11 protein-coding genes are annotated in these 19330 nt (G+C 41.0%); 6 read left to right on the top strand and 5 right to left on the bottom strand.

Annotated elements, in window-relative coordinates:
- Window positions 1-9: 9 nt before the first annotated feature.
- The 3 genes from FHG64_RS03730 to FHG64_RS19520 are packed head-to-tail and all read right to left on the bottom strand — an operon-like array spanning window position 10 to window position 5875.
- A complete protein-coding gene (locus FHG64_RS03730; RefSeq protein WP_139065161.1) occupies window positions 10-2229 on the bottom strand; it encodes an ATP-binding protein in 2220 nt (739 codons plus the stop codon).
- Complete coding sequence (locus tag FHG64_RS19515; protein ID WP_246054270.1) at window positions 2226-4121, bottom strand: ATP-binding protein; 1896 nt, start codon at window positions 4119-4121, stop codon at window positions 2226-2228. Before FHG64_RS19515 ends, FHG64_RS03730 begins: the two co-directional genes overlap by 4 nt.
- 11 nt (window positions 4122-4132) lie before the next feature.
- Window positions 4133-5875 carry a CheR family methyltransferase gene (locus FHG64_RS19520; RefSeq protein WP_246054271.1) on the bottom strand — a complete coding sequence of 581 codons (1743 nt, stop codon included), beginning with the start codon at window positions 5873-5875 and terminating at the stop codon, window positions 4133-4135.
- Window positions 5876-6095: 220 nt separating this feature from the next.
- Between FHG64_RS19520 and FHG64_RS03740 the strand changes: the two genes are divergently transcribed.
- The 5 genes from FHG64_RS03740 to tamL all read left to right on the top strand — a co-directional run bounded on the left by FHG64_RS03740 (window position 6096) and on the right by tamL (window position 15936).
- Window positions 6096-8297, top strand: a complete 2202-nt coding sequence (locus FHG64_RS03740) for a M3 family metallopeptidase (protein ID WP_139065162.1) — start codon at window positions 6096-6098, stop codon at window positions 8295-8297.
- A 357-nt stretch (window positions 8298-8654) separates the two neighbouring features.
- The gene (locus FHG64_RS03745; protein ID WP_139065163.1) at window positions 8655-12131 is read left to right on the top strand and encodes a DUF748 domain-containing protein; all 3477 of its coding nucleotides are present in this window, start codon (window positions 8655-8657) and stop codon (window positions 12129-12131) included.
- Window positions 12128-13639, top strand: coding sequence for a translocation/assembly module TamB domain-containing protein (locus tag FHG64_RS03750; protein ID WP_168191312.1), 1512 nt, complete (start codon window positions 12128-12130; stop codon window positions 13637-13639). Before FHG64_RS03745 ends, FHG64_RS03750 begins: the two co-directional genes overlap by 4 nt.
- Window positions 13640-13651: 12 nt before the next feature.
- The gene (locus tag FHG64_RS19860; RefSeq protein WP_317133587.1) at window positions 13652-14806 is read left to right on the top strand and encodes a BamA/TamA family outer membrane protein; all 1155 of its coding nucleotides are present in this window, start codon (window positions 13652-13654) and stop codon (window positions 14804-14806) included.
- The gene (gene tamL / locus FHG64_RS19865; protein WP_317133588.1) at window positions 14803-15936 is read left to right on the top strand and encodes a translocation and assembly module lipoprotein TamL; all 1134 of its coding nucleotides are present in this window, start codon (window positions 14803-14805) and stop codon (window positions 15934-15936) included. The genes FHG64_RS19860 and tamL overlap by 4 nt, the downstream gene beginning before the upstream one ends.
- A 529-nt stretch (window positions 15937-16465) precedes the next feature.
- Here the strand turns inward: tamL and FHG64_RS03760 are convergent.
- Together FHG64_RS03760 and FHG64_RS03765 are read right to left on the bottom strand one after the other, a co-directional pair.
- Complete coding sequence (locus FHG64_RS03760; RefSeq protein WP_246054272.1) at window positions 16466-16651, bottom strand: hypothetical protein; 186 nt, start codon at window positions 16649-16651, stop codon at window positions 16466-16468.
- A gap of 223 nt (window positions 16652-16874) precedes the next feature.
- Window positions 16875-18455: a hypothetical protein gene (locus tag FHG64_RS03765; RefSeq protein WP_139065166.1), complete on the bottom strand. Its 1581-nt coding sequence runs from the start codon at window positions 18453-18455 to the stop codon at window positions 16875-16877.
- Window positions 18456-18715: 260 nt separating this feature from the next.
- On the opposite strand from FHG64_RS03765, the gene FHG64_RS03770 reads away from it, so the two are divergent.
- Window positions 18716-19141: a hypothetical protein gene (locus FHG64_RS03770; protein WP_139065167.1), complete on the top strand. Its 426-nt coding sequence runs from the start codon at window positions 18716-18718 to the stop codon at window positions 19139-19141.
- Window positions 19142-19330 lie beyond the last annotated feature (189 nt).

Raw genomic sequence — 19330 nt, forward strand, 5'->3', positions numbered from 1 at the left:
TACTTTCTTTTAGTTTTTATTACTCAGGGTGAAAAAGAAATTTGCACCTTCCCCGGGAGAACTCTCCACCCACAGGGAACCACCATGCTTTAGCACCACCTTGCGGGCAATTGCCAAACCTATACCTGTACCGGGATATTCTTTGCCTGAGAGGCGGGTAAAGACCTTAAATATCTTTTCCCGGAACTTGAGATCAAAACCTATTCCATTATCTTTTATAAAAAATACTGTGTCACCCGTAGGTCCTTTTTGTGTTCCAATTTCTACCAAAGGTCTTTCTTTTTTACCTGAGTATTTAAGAGCATTGTTAAGAAGATTTGAAAAAAGCTGGGTAATTAAACGCTTATTCCCATAAACTTCGGGTAAGTTTTCCTCAATATGTACAGTAGTATTAGGATAATCGTCTTTTAAATTAAAAGAGGAAAGCAGTGAAGTAAGTATTTTATTGATATCTACAGGAGTTTGGGGTACAGGTTCCTCTCCAAGCTTAGCATACAATAAGAGATCATCTATCAAAGAATTCATCTCAGTTGCAGATTCAATGATGATCTCTATTGCCCTGTTACCTTCTTCATCAAGGTTACCTGCATAGTCTTCCTTAAGTATATTGGCAAATCCCCGTATTCCTCTTAAAGGTGCTCTTAGGTCGTGGGAAACGCTGTAACTAAAAGCTTCAAGTTCTTTATTTACAACCTGAAGTCTTTCATTAAGCTTTTTGATCTCTTCCTGTTGCTGCTCCAGGATCACGTGGGTAAGACTGTCTCTAAAAGCTATAGCTGCGTCTATTTCATAATCCTTCCATGGTAAAGCTATTCCCGAAACTTTTTGGGTCCATTTTTCAAAGGATTTCCTGGGATGGAGTACAGAGACCCCCTCCTCTATCTTTTGGGATTTTTGAGGTTTTCCTCCCCAATCTACAGTTTGCGCAGACTCCTTTCTAAACCAAAGCAAATAATTTCCCTGCTCCTCCCCAATTTCAACAGATAAAACACCAGATGCTTTTTCCTTAAAATTTTCTGCCGGTGCATATTGTGATACCAAATTCCTTGTTTGGTACACATTTTCCTGTTTTGAAATAAATGACTTGATAAGCTCCTCTGTCTCTTCAGGAGAGGGAGTTGTTCCTGTTAAACTCAATTGGCCATTATAGTAAAATGCTGCACCGGTAGATTCCAGGACTCCTATGAGCCCAGGAGTGCCTGTGTTAAGTGCCTCTGCAATATTCCCTGTTTTCAGGCTATATATGATAGCTTCCCTAATTTCCCTGGCCTCAAGGGATCTTTTCTTGTAAGTTTCAGAAGAGATCATGGCAAGCCTGTTCGTATATACCTGAGTAAGGAGCTTTACAGATTGTCTTTGGTGATAATTTATAAATCTGGATTCATAGTGATGGCAGGCGATCAACCCCCATAACTTTCCATTAAGCACTATCGCCGCAGTTAGGGAGGCGCCCACTTTCATATTTTTAAGATATTCAATATGAATGGGTGAAACACCTCTAAGTTCAGACCGGGATAGGTCCAGCGGTTCTTCATTAATTGGTGACAATTGCGGTTCCAGGGGAGAAGGAGTATAATTGACATCCTGGATAATACGTACCCCCTGTTTAAGAAAAAGTTCACGGGATGGCTTTGGAATATCTGTAGCAGGATAGTGTAAACCAAGCCAGCTTTCCAGGTGTTCTTCTTTTACCTCTGCCACTACTTCTCCATTCCATTCTTCATCAAAACGGTAGAGCATCACCCTGTCATAACCATAGAGGTATTTTATAAGGTCAACAGCCCGACTATTTATTTGATCAATGGTTTGGGCAGCGTTAAGTTCATTCAGGATCTTACTTAACTGTTCCTGGAATTGCACCGGGCTAAGGTTGTCTCCCGCAGGTTCGATGTCAAGGACAATACTTTCATTGGAAATATGAGCAATTACAAGGAAAGTTTGATCATTAAATGGCAGCTCCGGCATTAAGATCTTTTCTTCCTGCCCCGCATAAAGACGATCGAGTTCATTTGCAGGCAAAAGTATTGACAGGGGCTTCCCTAAAAGATCTCCGGTTTCAATACCAAGAATCCTTCCCGCATTTTTACTGCACTGGGTGATTTCCAAAGTATCTTTATTACAAGCCAGGATAACTCCGTGGGCTTGTGCCTTTCCTATGATATGGATAGGCTCTTTATCACAATTGGTTAAGTTAACATTATCAGGATAAAATCCCGGGGTGGAACTCATTCTTCTGTTTTAAGTTTGAAATAAAAGGTACTTCCTACACCGGGTTGCGAATCTACCCAAATACTTCCTTCATGGAGTATGACGATCTTTTCAGCATGCGCCAGTCCTACCCCTGTACCCTCATACTTATTTTTTGTACGGGCCCGGTTAAATATTGTGAAGATATTCTTTTGGTCTTCTTCAGTAATACCTATTCCATTATCCATAATTGAGAAAACCCAATATTTATCTTCTGGGTACGCAGATATTCTTATCTCAGGGTCCCTTTCATCAGACTTATATTTTAATGCATTACTTATAAGGTTTTGGAACAGTAATCTTAGTTCTACCTCGTAAGCCATTATCTTGGGCAGGTTACCCACATGTATTTTGGCATTGGTATCCTTTACCCTTTTCCCCAGGTCATATTTGACGACCTCTACCATCTCCTTTGTATTAACCAGGCTTCTTTCAGAATTTTGTCCAATTCTGGAATGGTCCAGTAAAGCTTTGATCTGGTTTGAAAGCCTGTCTGAAGCCTTATCAATATATGTTATATACTCCCGTGCCTTTTCATCCAGCTTTTTACCGTAGATCTTCCCAAGGATATCACTACCAAACTTTATGGTTGAAAGAGGTTCCTGCAAGTCGTGAGAGCAAATGGAAACAAATTGTTCCAGGTCCTTATTAGCTCGTTCCAGGGCAACTTTCTTTTTCTTCAACCGTTCCTGTGCCTCCTTAAGTTCAGATATATCCACGCAGGTGTAGCGGTTATTTACAACCTGGTCCTCCTCATCCAGTTCCACAGTCGAGTTGAGGATAACCGGCACCTTTTTTCCGGTTTTTGTAAGCATTTCCTGCTCCACATTATTTAATTCCCCATTCTCAAGGAAGATCTTATTAAGCCGAACTGCTTTTAACTGGGCTTCATCTTCATACAATTCAAAAATTGGTCTTCCTATAAGTTCATCCTTCGAAGAATATTCAAGCTTCTCTACAGCCTTTTCATTTACCTCTTTTATAATTGAAGTATTTGGATCTACCGTAAAATGCATTACGGGATCTTTTTCATAGAAGGTCTTGAACCTCTTTTCACTGGCTATAAGTTTTTCCTGTGCTTTATGCAGGGTTTCCACATCTACAAAAGTGATCACAATACCTTCGATATCCTGCTGGGAATTAATAAAAGGTGAAATTCGTTGCAGATAATGCCGGCCTTCTTTCGAGATAATATGCCTTTCCAGCTTTTTTCCTGTTTCTATGACTTTTTTACACCTGTCTACCAAACCTTTTCTTCCCCTGTTGGTTCCAAAGTTGGTTGTAAAATTGTCAATAGGCCTTCCAATATCTGAATTTATGAGGCTAAAATGCTTCTTAATTGCCGGTGTAAACTTCCTTATCCTAAGGCTACTGTCAAGGAAGATGGTTCCAATATCAATACTTTCCAGCAGGTTATTCATATCTGCATTTAAGGCGGCAAGATCATCCATCTTCTGGACATTCTCTGCATTTACCGTATTGATCTCCTCGTTAACACTTTGTAGCTCCTCATTAGTGCTTTGCAGTTCTTCATTACTGGCCAGCAATTCTTCATTGGCTGCCTGCAACTCTTCATTACTGGTCTCAATTTCTTCCAGGGAGGTTTGTAACTCTTCCTTGGTTTTTTTCAATTCCTCCTCCAGTTCCTGTATGTAGATTTTTGTGCGGCTTGTTAAGGTAACTTTTTCAACCTCAACAGCATCCTGTATCTTTGGCTCCTTTTCAATAAAAGTGACTACAAAAGTGACTTCATTATCCAGGTTGTGCTGGCGAAATGGTTTTACCAGGATATCAAGACCTCTTTCTTCCCCGTTCATTTCAAAGACAGCGTCTTTATAAAATGACGGTTTATTATCCTTCTCGGCTGTTTTCACCACGGCTTGTATCACGTGCTTAATATCAACCCCAGCATATCAAGAAGGTTGGTTGAGAAACCATTTACGGGTAAACTCGCGTATTTCCTGAATTCTCCTACTGCCTGCAGGATATTATAATCTGAATCTATATAGATACTCGCTGCACCAAATTGCTCAAGAACGGTATCACTTAATTCTGAAATGAATTTTTGTTTTTTATTGACCTGTGGCGCCGGCAAATCCCTTCTTTTACGGGCCGGTACATTCTCAAGCAAACGGTTGGGAGAAGAGTGAAGAGTTTCTGTATTTAATCTTCTTCGGGGATTTACATTGCGATAGATCTTCCATTTCCTGCTTATGTCCTGGAAATATTCCCTGTGGGTTTGGACGCTTTCACTGGTCCCCAGTACCAGTACCCCATCTTCCTTAAGCCCATAATGCAATACATTCAAAGCTTTCTTTTGAATTGTTGGCTGGAAATAGATCAAAAGGTTACGACAAAAAACCATATCCATATTACTAAAAGGAGGGTTCTTTATAATATTATGCTTAGAAAAGATCACCATTCTTCTAATCTTTTCCACTACCTGGTAGCCTTCCTGCTTGCTTATAAAGTATTTTTGTAACAGGTGTGGTGCAACATCTGCCACTATGCTTTCAGAATATACTCCCTGGCTGCCTATATCCAGGTGTTTTTGAGAAATATCTGTAGCAAAGATCTTTACTTCAATATGTTTTTCCTGTTTTTCAATTTCCTCATTAAGGAACATTGCAAGAGAATAAGCCTCTTCTCCCGTGCTGCAGCCAACGTCCCATATTTTCAGGACCTCTGTCTCATCTTTTTCTGTTACTAATTCCGGTATAACAGTATCCCTAAGGATTGTCCAAACTTCAGAGTCACGAAAGAATTTAGTTACCCCTATAAGGAATTCCCTGTAAAGTATATTAACTTCTTCCTCGTTGTCCTTAAGTGTATGGTAATATTCAGCCAGGGAATTGCATTTGCACACATTAACACGGCGTGCAACTCTTCTTGCAAGGGTAGAATGCTTATATTCCCTAAAATCAAGTCCTGTTTTTTCATTAATAAGGTGCAGGATCTTGGAGAGGGTATTTTCATCATATTCAATATTCCCTTCCTTAAAATGAAGAACAACGGGAGCACTTATGAAATTTATAAGCTCCTCGCCCATATCCTCAACATCAAGAACATAATCCACCAGGCCGGTTTGGATGGCGCTTTTTGGCATTCCATCGAACTTTGCCTGGTCGGGATCCTGTACCATTACCATCCCGTCATTTTCCTTTATGGCCCGTATCCCACGAGTCCCATCACTCCCTGTGCCGCTAAGGATAACGGCAATAGCCTGTTCCTTTTTATATTCGGCCAGAGAGGTGAGAAACATGTCTATTGGTAAATTAAGCTTTTGGTCCTTGGGTTTATCCAGCAGGTGCAACATCCCATTCTGAATAACCAGGTTACTTACGGGAGGTATTAAATAAATACGCCCGGGGAGTATTTCCATGTTATCCTTTATCTCTTCGATCTTGAGATTTGTAGATTTTGCCAGGAGCTCCCCCATCATACTCTTATAATCTGGAGAAAGATGCTGGATCACGACATAGGAATTATTGTCATCCTCTGCCAGGTTCCTGAAAAAGACCTTTAAAGCCTCAAGTCCTCCCGCGCTTGCCCCAACGGCAATTAACCTGCTTGCAGCAATTTTATTTTCAGTATTTTCAGTAGTTATAGGAAAATGATTCTTTGTCATTATAAAAAAAGCGGTAAGAAGCTATAGAAGCCTTGATATATAAACTTTACTAAAATGTAAAAATAATAAATTTAGGCCAAGTTCCCGGATAGCCTTTAAGTGTAATTTAACAGATATGGCATTAGTTTTGCCACGTTACCTGAATAAAAGTTATGAGGCAGTTGTTGTATCTTTAGGCCTTTCAGCAATGAAATATTAAAAAAGTATAAACATTAATTATATGAGAACCAATTTGAAACTTATTAAAACCACATCGCTCGGTATCCTAACAGGGCTGGTGATATCCGCCTCCCCTTACCATGAACTCCGGGCCCAACAAACCCTGCAAACCACCAAACAAATGAAAGACCAATCGCTGAATGATAATGTATTGTTACAGGAATATCAGGGACCATATGGCGGCGTTCCTGTTTTTGATGAAATGGATTTAAAAGATCTTAAGCCGGCCATGGAAAAAGGTATGGCTTTACATCTTGAGGAGATCGAGGCAATTGCAAATAATCCAGAACCTCCTACCTTCGAAAACACCATAGAAGCTTTGGAACGGGCAGGTAAACCACTTAATCGTGTTTTTACATATTATGGTATTTGGAGTAGTAATATTTCCTCGCCGGAGTTTCGGGAAATACAGGGAGAACTTGCCCCAAAGATCTCTGAATATTCCTCTAAGATCTCACAGAATACCAAGTTATTTGAGCGTATTAAAGCAGTGTACGATAAGTCACAAAAGGAACCTTTTAGTGAAGATAAACAACGGGTCGTGCAGCTTACATATGAAAATTTTGCCCTTGATGGTGCCAATCTGGATGATAAAGCCAAAGAGCGGTATGCCGCCATCAATAAGGAACTCTCACAGCTATATACCAAATTTTCCAACAACGTCCTTGCAGATGAGGAGAACTATGTTGTTTATTTAACGAAAGACCAGCTGGGAGGCCTGCCTGAATCTTTTGTGAAGGCAAGTGCAAAAGCAGCTACAGATCGCGGCCAGGAGGGCAAATATGCAATTACCAATACCCGCTCATCTATGGACCCGTTCCTTACATATTCAACCGAAAGGGATCTAAGAGAGAAGGTTTGGAATAATTATTATTCAAGAGGTGATAACCGTGACGAATTTGACAACAATGAGATCATTAAGCAAATATTGAAATTAAGAGATGAACGTGTAGGCTTGATGGGCTATGATAATTATGCTGAATGGCGCCTGCAAAACAGGATGGCCAGGAATCCTGAAAATGCCATGGAATTAATGGAGGCCGTTTGGCCGGCAGCACTTGCACGGGTAGAGGAAGAAGTTGAAGATATGCAGGCCCTCGCCGATGCTGAAGGTGCAAACATTAAGATCAAGCCATGGGATTACCGCTTCTATGCTGAAAAAGTTAGAAAGGACAAATATGATCTCGATAGCGACGAGGTAAAACAATACCTGCAACTGGATAATTTAACTGAAGCTTTGTTCTTCACAGCCGGTGAGATCTTTAACTATGATTTTACCCCTGTGCCAGATGGAAGCGTACCTGTTTTTCATGAGGACGTAAAGGTATGGGAAGTTACAGACAGGTTGAATGGTGAACACGTTGGTCTTTGGTATCTTGACCCATATTCAAGGACTGGGAAACGTTCTGGTGCCTGGGCGACTACTTACAGAAGCCACACTACTTTTGACGGTAAAGAAACTGTACTGGCCTCAAACAACTCCAATTTTGTGAAACCGGCACCCGGAGAACCTGCTTTGATCTCCTGGGATGATGCCACTACCTTTTTCCATGAATTTGGACACGCCCTGCACTTCTTTGCTTCCAATGTAAAATATCCTACTTTGAATAGTGGAGTAAGGGACTATACTGAATTCCAGTCACAGCTGCTTGAAAGATGGTTGTCTACAGACAGAGTGATAAACAAATTCCTTCTTCACCATGAGACAGGGGAGCCAATTCCGGCCGATCTTGTTGCAAAGATCAAAAATGCATCCACATTTAACCAGGGCTTTGCCACCACCGAGTTTTTGGCATCTGCATTAATGGATATGAAATACCATACAACAGATCCTGAAAATATCGATCCGCGTACCTTTGAAAAGGAAACTTTAAAGGAATTGAATATGCCTGAGGAAATTGTGATGAGACATCGCTCACCTCACTTTGGCCATGTATTTTCGGGTGAAGGTTATGCTACCGGGTATTATGGATACCTGTGGGCAGATGTTCTCACCTCTGATGCTGCTGAAGCCTTTGCTGAATCTCCCGGAGGTTTTTACGATCAAAATGTTGCTGCAAAACTGGTGAAATATCTTTTTGCACCCCGTAATGCTATGGATCCCGCTGAAGCTTACCGGCAGTTTAGAGGCAGAGATGCAAAAATAGATGCCCTTATGCGCGACAGAGGATTCCCTGTACCACAGGATCAACCGCAACGATAAAAAATAAAATTAAACAACTACAAAAAGGCTGTTAAAGAAATTTGGCAGCCTTTTTTCTATTTCCCCCATCAATAATTTTATATGATATATGAACTTAGTTTTTGCTCATCCAAAACCGCTGCTTCTACAAGTCTTTTTATTACCAAAGGAGCAGAATTTCAGTTATTTAATAAGTTAAGGAGTACCCCCGCCTACTATTCTAACAACCTATCACATTCGCCCACAACATTCAATTTCTTTATTCCATTAAAGCCAGGATAATGAATTTAGAACAATTGTGGATAAAGCAGGTTTCGCTTTATTTTAACACTGCAAACCCCTGTAAGTGGCTATATTTGAGGATAAACACGGGGAACGTTGAAAAAATTTTTACGTAAATTTCTTAAAGTCTTATTATGGATCATAGGAAGCATTATTACAATAATTTTGCTTGTACTACTCCTTATTCAAATTCCTGCTGTCCAAAATTTCATTAAAGAAGAGGCCGTAACCTTCCTTGAGGAGAAAATCGAAACCCCAGTGCGCATAGACAGGCTGGAAATTGGTTTTCCTAAAAAGATCATCCTGGAGGGTTTCTATTTTGAGGACCAGGCCGGGGATACTCTTGCGGCAGGAGAACGTTTGGCGGTTAATATAAACTTCTATAAGCTTATAAGCAGCACGGTTGATATTGGCTCCATAGAGCTGGAAGGTGCAGTTGCCAATATTTCAAGAAATCGGGATTCTGTCTTTAATTTTGATTATATAGCCGAGGCTTTTGCTACAGACCAGCCGCAGGATACAACTGCGACAATGGATATCTCAATAGGCACCATTGATCTCGACCGTATTCGCTTTACCTTTAATGATGCCATTTCAAAAAGTGAGATAGATGTAAATCTACATCACCTTGATACACGAATAGGGACTTTTGATCCTGACAATATGATCTATGAGATTCCCAGCATTAATGTAGATGGGCTTGTTTTGCGAATGGACCAGGGGGAAACAGATACTGCCCCCACGGCGGCAGGTATCGAGGAAACTACAAAAGAGTCCCCCCCTCTCCAACTGGGATTGGGTAGTATTTCCCTGGGAAATATAGATATCACTTTCAACAGTGAAGAAGCCAGGATCAATACCGCCTTTACCCTGCAGGAACTCCAGGCAGAAATTGAGGAATTACAAATGCAGGAAGAATTTGCCTCCCTTTCCAACCTTGAGGTCACAGGACTAAAAGGTAGCCTTCTTATGGCAGGTACTACAGAAGAATCTAGCGAAACCACAACTACACAAGATACTACCGCTACAGCTGCTTCAGGTGACTGGAAAGTAAAACTGGATAATATGCAGCTGCAGGAACTTGCATTTAAATTTAAGGATGAAAACGCCCCGGTGCAGGAGGAGGGAATAAATTTTATGGACCTCGACCTAACGGGGGTTAATATGGATGCAGAGGATTTCTATTACCGCCAGGATTCAATTTCGGGAAGGATAAATTCCTTTCAGCTTCAGGATCATAGTGGTCTTTATATCAAACAATTTGAAACAAATTTTGCCTATACGGGAACTTCAGCATATCTAAGGGATCTTTATCTCGAGACTCCTCACACGCTGCTCCGGGATAAAATTGTTCTGGAATATCCCAGTCTTGAGAGCCTGGAAGAGGATCTTGGAAACGCGTTGGTAGATGCGCGGCTGGATAACAGCAGGATAGGCTTCCAGGATATTCTTCTTTTTGCGCCCGATCTTAAAGATACAAATCCCTTTCGCAGTAATCCTAACGCCATATTACGGTTGGATGGAGCGATTTCTGGCAGGGTTGGGGACCTTACTATAGATAATTTTGAAGCTTCAGGGATTGGCAATACACAAATAGCCATTACCGGCGACATCACCGGTTTACCAGATGCTGAAAATGCATCTTACAACCTCAACATAAACACCTTCAGGACCACTGCGGCAGATATTAACCAATTTGTACCCCCGGGAACAATACCAGATAGTATTCAACTCCCCGAGACCTTCAGCATTACCGGAAATTTTAGAGGTACTGCGCAAAATTTTAATACTAATCTTGATATTCAAAGCAGCTCCGGGAACGCCCAAATCGATGCAAACATAGACATGAGGCAGGAAAATGCTGAAAAATATGACGCAAATATTGCCTTAAATGAGTTTGATCTTGGCAGGCTTATAATGAATGATTCCATTGGGGAATTAACTTTGAATATTCAGGCAGAAGGAACAGGTTTTGATCCTGCAACCGCCAGCGCAACTGCCTCTGGAAATATCGAAAGGGCAGAGTATAACAGTTACATCTACAGGGACCTTAAGTTTGAAGGTTCGATGGCCAACGGTGATCTCAAGGCCGAGGCGCAAATGGAAGATCCAAATCTTGATTTTGGAATTGTGGCCAGCGGTAATTTCCAGGGAGAATATCCTTCCCTTCAGCTCGAGGGAAACATACACAATGTGGCCCTGGATTCACTAAACCTGTATGCCTATCCTTTAAGGTTTGAAGGTAATATTGTTGCAGATCTTGAAACTGCAGATCCAGATCATCTTAATGGGGAAATATATTTAGCAGATCTTATCGTGGAAAATGGAAGCCAGCGGTTTCCACTGGATACCATCTCCTTAAGGTCTACCGCAAGCGCTACTATTGACAGCCTGGTACTTGAATCTCAATTTTTAAGGGCTAAAATGGAAGGAGATTATCAGCTCACAAAAATAGGCCCTGCAATCTCAAAGACCATTGCCTACTATTATGATCCAACTTATCCACCAGATACAACTGCTGCAGTTGCAGATACAGCACAGGCACAGCAATTCTCTTTTAATTTAAGGGTGAATGATGATCCAATCCTTACCCAATTAATGCCCGACCTTGAACTCACCCAACCCTTAACCATTTCGGGTAGGTACAACAGCACTGCCGACAGTCTCACTATTAATGGCGACATACCTCGAATGCGTTATATGGATTACAGGATCGTTAATGGAGATATCACTGTGGAAACCAGGGATAATGCGCTGGCTTATGAAATTATCATAGATGATGTGGAAAGCCCGCAGTTACAGTTATTCCATACCGAGTTGAGCGGGGAAATACAGGATAATACCATCACCTACACGCTGCGTATAGATGATTCAGCCGGGGACCCTCATTACAGGATAGCTGGAGACCTGGAGACCAGGGAAGGCAGCAGCCGGGTTTCCCTGGAAATTGAGGATTTACTGCTTAATTATGACAACTGGAAAATCCCGGAAGACAACAGCATTACCTTTGGTCCTAATGGAGTGATGGCCAATAATTTTGAGCTTAGTCATAATAATCAAGCCATACGCATCAATTCCCGCACCCAGGACCCTGCCGCACCAATGGATATTGTTTTTGATAGTTTTCAAATAGAGACCATTAGTGCAATGATCTCAAAGGATACCTTACTGGCCGGCGGAACCATAAATGGAGATGTAGTTTTTAATGATCTTGCAACTTCACCTCAATTCACATCTGAACTTACAGTAGAGAATTTTAGCTTTAAACGGGATACGGTGGGGAATCTTCAAATCGAGGTAGACAACCAGACCGCCAATACCTTGCAAGCCAGTGTTACTCTTACAGGGCAAAACAATAATATGAATATTAATGGCCTTTATGATACTACAGAAGGTGGCCTGGATTTTAATATCGACATAACACAGTTGCACATAGAAAGCGTCCAGGGCTTTTCCTTCGGAAATATTTCAGATGGAGAAGGATATGTATCGGGTAACCTGAGACTGGAAGGAACCGTGGACGAACCTACGGTACTCGGGACCTGGATTTTAATGATGTGGGCTTCACAGTGACAACGCTGGATAGTTATTTTCAGAATATAAATGATCGAATTTCCTTTACTTCTGAAGGTATTAGTTTCAACCAGTTTACCATAGAGGATGAAGACAACAACGAACTGGTCCTTAATGGTTCCCTGCAAACTACAGATTATACTTCATATGGATTCGATCTCACAGTAAATGCCACAAACTTTCGGGCAATAAGCTCTACTAAAGAAGATAATGAATTCTACTATGGAGACCTGGTGCTTGATACCCGGCTTACTATTGGTGGGAATATTGACAACCCGGTTGTAAGAGGAGATATCAAAATAAAAGATGGAACAGCATTAAGTGTGGTGTTACCACAGGAGGACCCTTCTATAGCAGACAGGGAGGGAGTAGTTGAATTTGTTGATGAAACCAGCCAACGCCTTGCAGAGATGAGGGAAATGGAAGAAACCCTGAATACCTCTCCCCTGGAAGGAATGGATGTTTCAGTCAATATTGATGTGGATGAGGAGGCAGAACTTACACTTGTAATCGATGAAGGCAATGGTGATTTCCTGAACCTGCAGGGAGAGGCGCAATTAACTGCCGGCATAGACCCTTCAGGAAGAACAAACCTTACAGGAAGATATGAGTTTACAGAGGGTGCTTATGAAATGTCATTCAATTTTATAAGAAGGCGATTTGAGATACAACCGGGGAGTTATATACAATGGACAGGCGAACCTACCAGTGCCAACATAAACATAACCGCAATTTATGAGACAGAGACTGCTCCAATTGACCTTTTAGGAAATCAACTTGCAAATCTTTCCCAGGGGGCAAGAAACACTTATAAGCAGGATCTCCCTTTTCAAACCCATTTAATTATGACCGGGGAGCTCCTGGAACCTGAACTAAGCTTTGATATTGTCCTCCCGGACAGGAATTTTAATGTCTCCAGCGATATTATTAATAACTCCAGGGCTAAACTGGCTCAATTAAGACAGCAACCTTCAGAATTGAACAAGCAGGTATTTGCATTACTGCTGCTCAACAGGTTTATTGGAGAGAATCCTTTTGCCAGTGAAGCCGGCGGCACCAGTGCAGAGAGTCTTGCCCGCCAGAGTGTGAGCAAGATACTCTCACAACAACTCAACGACCTGGCCGGGGACCTTATTGGAGGGGTAAAACTCGATTTTGACCTTGAATCTACTGAAGATTATACCACGGGACAACGAGAACAAAGGACAGACCTTAATGTAGGGGTTTCCAAGTCACTGCTGGATGAAAGGTTAACAGTGACCATTGGAAGCAGTTTTGGGCTGGAAGGCCCGCAGCAGTCAAACCAGCAGGCCAATAATATTGCAGGAGACGTTGCTGTGGATTACCAGCTTTCCAAGGATGGCCGTTACAGGTTGCGGGCTTATAGAAAGAACCAGTACCAGGTAGCCCTGCAGGGACAAATAATTGAAACAGGCCTTGCCTTTATAATAACAATGGATTATAACCATTTCATGGAAATCTTTGGGAAAGATCCAGATGAGGAATAGAAATTTTTAACTATGAGAACAAGCAACGTTTTATATCTTTCAATGTTAATTTTGCTGTATGGATGTGGCAATGTCAAATACCTGGATGATAATGAGAGGTTGTATGTTGGCGGGGAGGTAGAAGTAGAAGGAGAGGAAATCTCACGGGGGGACCGCAAGACACTTGAAGCAAATATGGAAGGGTTATTAAGGCCGAATCCTAACACCAGTTTTTTAGGTTTAAGACCAGGACTATGGTTCTATAATATTGGAGGCGGGGAAGACGCGACTGGAATTGGCCGCTGGATTAGGGATAACCTTGGGCAACGGCCCGTTCTATTTAGTGAAGTAGATCTTGATTACAACGCCGATCTTATCCAGGGATATGCTGAGAACCGTGGCTATTTTAATGCGCGTTCCATTCCAGACTCTACAGAAAATAATAAAAAGGTCACCGCTGAATATACCGTTAGGCTGGGAAGCCAATACCTCATAAAAGAATTATCCTTTCCTACAGACTCTATTCCCATAACAAAGGATATAAAAGAAACCCGGGAGAATTCCCTGCTTAAGGTTGGAGAACCATATGACCTTGATGTGATAAGAAATGAACGTGTAAGAATAGATGCTACCCTTAAAGAGAATGGCTATTACTTCTTTAACCCGGATTATTTACTTGCCAGAGTTGACAGCACAGCCGGCGATAAAGAAGTTTCTCTGGACCTGGTTTTAAAAGATATAACCCCGGCACAGGCAAAGGAACAATACACCATCAATAAGATCTTTATTTATCCCGATCATTCTCTTACTGGAGATACTATTCCTGTGACCTCCCGTACAGGAGAAAATTTTGAGGACCTCACCATCTTTGATCCTGATAATAAGTTCAAACCAAAATTATTTCACCGTTCACTTAGATTTGAGGAGGGTGAGTTATACAACCGGGTTGATCATAACAAAACTATAAACAGGCTGGTAAATTTGGGCATCTTTAGGTTTGTAGATAACCAGTTCAAGGTATCAGATTCTGTTGAGAATGCGTTGGATGTATATTATTACCTCACTCCAATGCAAAAGAAATCGATAAGGCTGGAGCTGCTGGGGAAAACAAATTCTGCCAATTACGCCGGGTCTGAGGTAAATTTAAGCTGGAGCAACAGGAATACATTCCGGGGGCAGAGCTTTTGACAATATCAGCCTTTGCAGGGTATGAAGCCCAGATATCCGGGCAGAACCAGGGCTTTAATATCTTCAGGATTGGTGGGGAAGCAAATCTCACCTGGCCCAAACTTGTTACACCTTTTAATATAATATCCAACAGTGCCTTTGTGCCCCGCACCCGTGCCACCCTGGGATATGAGTACCAGGCAAGGACACAACTATATGGCCTTAACTCTTTTAAAGCATCTTTTGGATACCTCTGGAAGGAAAATGTAAGGAAGGAACACAGGCTTAATGTTATGGATATAAATTATGTAAGCCCTTTTAATATATCTGATCTTTACAGGGAACAAATGGAGATAAATCCAAACCTGGCAAGGATCATCGAAAGACAGCTCATTTTTGGGCCTACCTATACTTTTACATACACCAATACAATGCAAACTGCACGGAAGCATACTTTCTACTACCAGGGGCATGCAGACCTGGCAGGAAATATCACCGGCCTGGTAACAGGGGCAGACATTGATAGCGGGGATCCTGTAACTATTTTTGATGTGCCGTTTAGCCAGTATGCAAAAATTGAGAACGACTTCAGGCATTACTGGAGATTAAACAGGAGTCTTGATCTTGCCAGCAGGATAGATATAGGTTTGGGATTTCCTTATGGGAATTCCAGGGAACTTCCATTTATCAAACAATTCTTTATGGGAGGTGTAAACAGTATAAGGGCGTTTAGAGCACGATCCATTGGACCCGGTACTTACGATCCACAGGCAGAGGCTTCGAGTTTTTTACCAGATCAATCTGGTGACATAAAACTGGAGCTTAATACTGAATTACGGCAGCACCTCTTTAGTGTCGTAGAAGGTGCCCTGTTTGTAGATGCGGGAAATATATGGCTAATGAATGAAGATCCCAATAAGCCGGGAGCTGAGTTCACCGGGGATTTTTTAAAACAACTGGCAGTAGGAACAGGTTTTGGATTAAGGTTTGATTTTAATTTCCTCATCCTGCGTACAGACCTCGCATTTCCTTTAAGGATCCCTCACCGACCTGAAGGTGATCGTTGGGTATTCGACAATATTGATTTTGGCAGCAGTAACTGGAGAAAGGAGAACCTGGTGTTTAATTTAGCGATTGGGTATCCGTTCTAGATGGTAGTCGTTAGACGTTAGAGGGTTTTCTGTTTACCGTTTACCGTTTACCGTTTTCTATTTGGAATTGGGAATTTGGTGACATTGGTGTCCGATTATAATAATGTGAATTTACGTTAAGTCCTGCTACATATAGTCCGGGGTCTTATCAACTTCCACCGGGGGTGGCTTTAAATCTAAAATAATTTAAAAAGATCCAGGCGTTTTAAAATTAGGTAAATACCTGATTTACAAAGACATAAATTTTAGTCCAGGTTCTATATTCTAGCAGCGGAAGCGGTCTAGACTCTATTACCGGGCAACAATGATTTGGTGCCTGGAATTTGAAAATAGCTTAATCCTTCTTTTTTCGAGGATAACCATATTTAACCACTGAGTTTTTAAAGGAGTTTGAAATAGAGTTTCACGGAGTTTTACCCAATAAATTGACCAGCAGTTTCTACTCCCCCTTTGGGGGCCGGGGGGATAAAAAAAGGGGCCGAAGCCCCTTAAAACGATTTGATCTCCCCTGGGAGAACCATCTATATTTTTATTCTACTATTGTAGCCTCTTCAGCAGAAGTAGTATCTACTTCTTCCACAGGAGCTTCTTCAATTACTTCCTCTTCCATTACAGGAGATTCCATAACTTCAGTTTGAGTATCCTCAGTAGTTTCTACTGTAGTTTCTTTACAAGAAGTAAAGCCAAAAACTAATGCGATAGCTGCAAAAGTCAAAATTGATTTTTTCATTTGAAAAATAATTATTGTTTGATTTGTATGCCAAATGTATGTGATTTTCACACACAATTAACATCCACATAAAAATATTTTTTTCCTTATTTCAAACGTTTGCAGCCAACATTTATATATTTTTTTCTATTCCAAATTTTCGTAAAAAAGGAAAGGAAGCCATAAAATGACTTCCTTTTTATATAAATTTCTCTATTTAAATATTAATTTATAACTGGTATCCAAGATCCTGTAATGCCTCAATGATCAAATCCAGATAATATTGTGGGGTGTTGCCATCATCAACATTATACTTGAAACCTACTTCACTGCGATCTGAAAGTCCGAATGCGCCGGCGTAATTACCGGTTCCATTTTGTACATACTCAATAAGGTTCTTGTAATTAAGTCCTGCCTGGATCGAATTCTCCACCTGGAAGATCACCCCGCTGTAGCTATTCCCGGGGAAATTGGCAAGCCTGCTTCTAAATTCAGTTATATCGGCATCAAAACCACTTGTCCTGGTGGAATTCTCATCCCAGCCGGCACCCAGACCATGATAAACAGCATGCGCCTCATCCTGGAAAACCAGGGAGATCACATTGCCTGTAGGCGCTGCACCTTCGATATTGAGGAATTGGAAGGTCCTTTCTGATGCCCGGGAAACTACCTGAACTCTATCATCATATAAATCGTCGTCATTGTCATACAAAGCGATCAAAGCCTCTTTTAAAATAGTATTACGCATAGTTTGTAATGGGCTTAAAGTAGAATTCATAGATCCTGAAGAGTCAAAATAAATATAAATCTGAGTATCCCTGTCAATTACTGGAGGAGTGCCGGTGGTTGGTTCTCCAAACAAATCTGGTGAGTCCATGGATCCACAGCCATATCTTAGGTGATAATAATTTGAATCATCTTCACCAATATGCAGGTCTCTCACGTCCTGGTCTGTGATCACGCCTTCCCTTATAACCGTTTCTGTTACATCTCCATAAGCATCAGAATTTAAAAGAGTAATCTGGAAATAGTATTCATCATCTCCAGAAGTATCGGGTAAGTAAAAACATACCGGGCTTGAGGCATATTCCCCAAGATCGTTTAGCTCTACCGTATTGGTAACTCCACTGTAGAGAACAAAACCCATTTGCCCATCGCTGTAATTCCAAACGTTGACACTATACTCGGCAGGATAATGTCTTCCGGTTTCATCACAATAATTTCCGAAGATACAGAATTGTATAGCCTGTGTAGCATCAAGCTGGAAGAATAGATATCCATAGGCATTTACCAGCCTGTCTTCATAACAAAGTACACTTACATCAACATATTTCTTTACCCCGGCTCCCAGGGAAATATCCAGCGGCAACGGGTAATCTACCCATGGAGACATTTCACTACCTGCAATTGGAGCTACCCAAATCACGGTGCCGTCCATTGAGTGAACAGAAAAATACTCCAGGGTATAATCGCCCGGCTCAAGTTCCAGCTCTGCCACCTCTTCAGTGAATAACTGTCCTGCAACCAGATCGATCCTGAAAGGGTCCCCTTCTGTTCCTACCACGTCCACTCCCCCACTGGAAAGAATGATCTCCACATAAACCACGTCGTCATCTGAACAGGCAGGAATATCTCCCACAACCTGTTTTAATTCACTACGATTAACATTTAGATCTTTTAAAAGTGCCCCGAACGAAAGGGTTGCTTTTTCATTCTCTGGAGCAATCAACCCCTGCTCCTCTGTACTACAAGATGTAAAGAACAAGGCAAAGACGACCAGAAAACATGTGTAAAGTTTTAAGTTTTTCATAATTAAAAATATATTTAGATGGTTAATTTTCTTAAAATTAAAGTTTTAATAATCAAAGAGTTATAGGTGAAAACCCTAGTTTTTGCTAAAATTTTAAGAATTTGTCCGTAGACTAATTAATATTTTCTTTTGAAAAGCCTGATCGTTTGCGAAAATGAAGGGTTTTTCTGGTGGCAGAGGTAGGATGATATAATTGCTTCCTCAATTACAGGGAATAAAATCTTGTTGTATATTAGTATACATCCTTAAAAAATATTGATATGGCATCAACACTACACCATCGCCGCTCTGCAAATGAGAAGAACATTGAGGAACTCCAGGATGATACATCCAGATGGGAAGACCTATTCCAGATCAATACTGAAGAAATACGTTTCCTTCAAAAATTTTTATCCTCAGATATCTTTGAAGGTAATCTTCCCAACCTCTATGAGAAGCTTCAGGATTTCTTTACGGAAGTGGAGGAGCTAAAGACTGAAAAGATGGAGTTGCACGAGCAGTTACGCAATCATAAGAACGATCTTAATGGTATGATGGAGTGTGAGGATATAAGTTGCGAAACCTTTTACTACACCCAACATCAAAATCTCACTGATAAAATTGAAAGACACCTGGAAAAAGTACAGGATCTAAAGATGAAGATCATTAGATTCAGCACCCCGCTCTTAAAGAAAAATAATAATTAAGTGACATAATTGCAGGAAGTGCGACATACAGGCGCATTGAGAAAATGTATATTTTATTTTTCTTTTATTTATTTTTCTACTCTCAACAGGCTTAATTTTTGCTTCTCACAAAGACTTAGAGTTCGCAAGTGCCTATTTCTAAAGGGATTTTCCTTCCCACACTTCGAATAAATTTTCTCCTATATTTCT

It is taken from the genome of Antarcticibacterium flavum (assembly GCF_006159205.1).
Lineage (GTDB): Bacteria > Bacteroidota > Bacteroidia > Flavobacteriales > Flavobacteriaceae > Gillisia > Gillisia flava.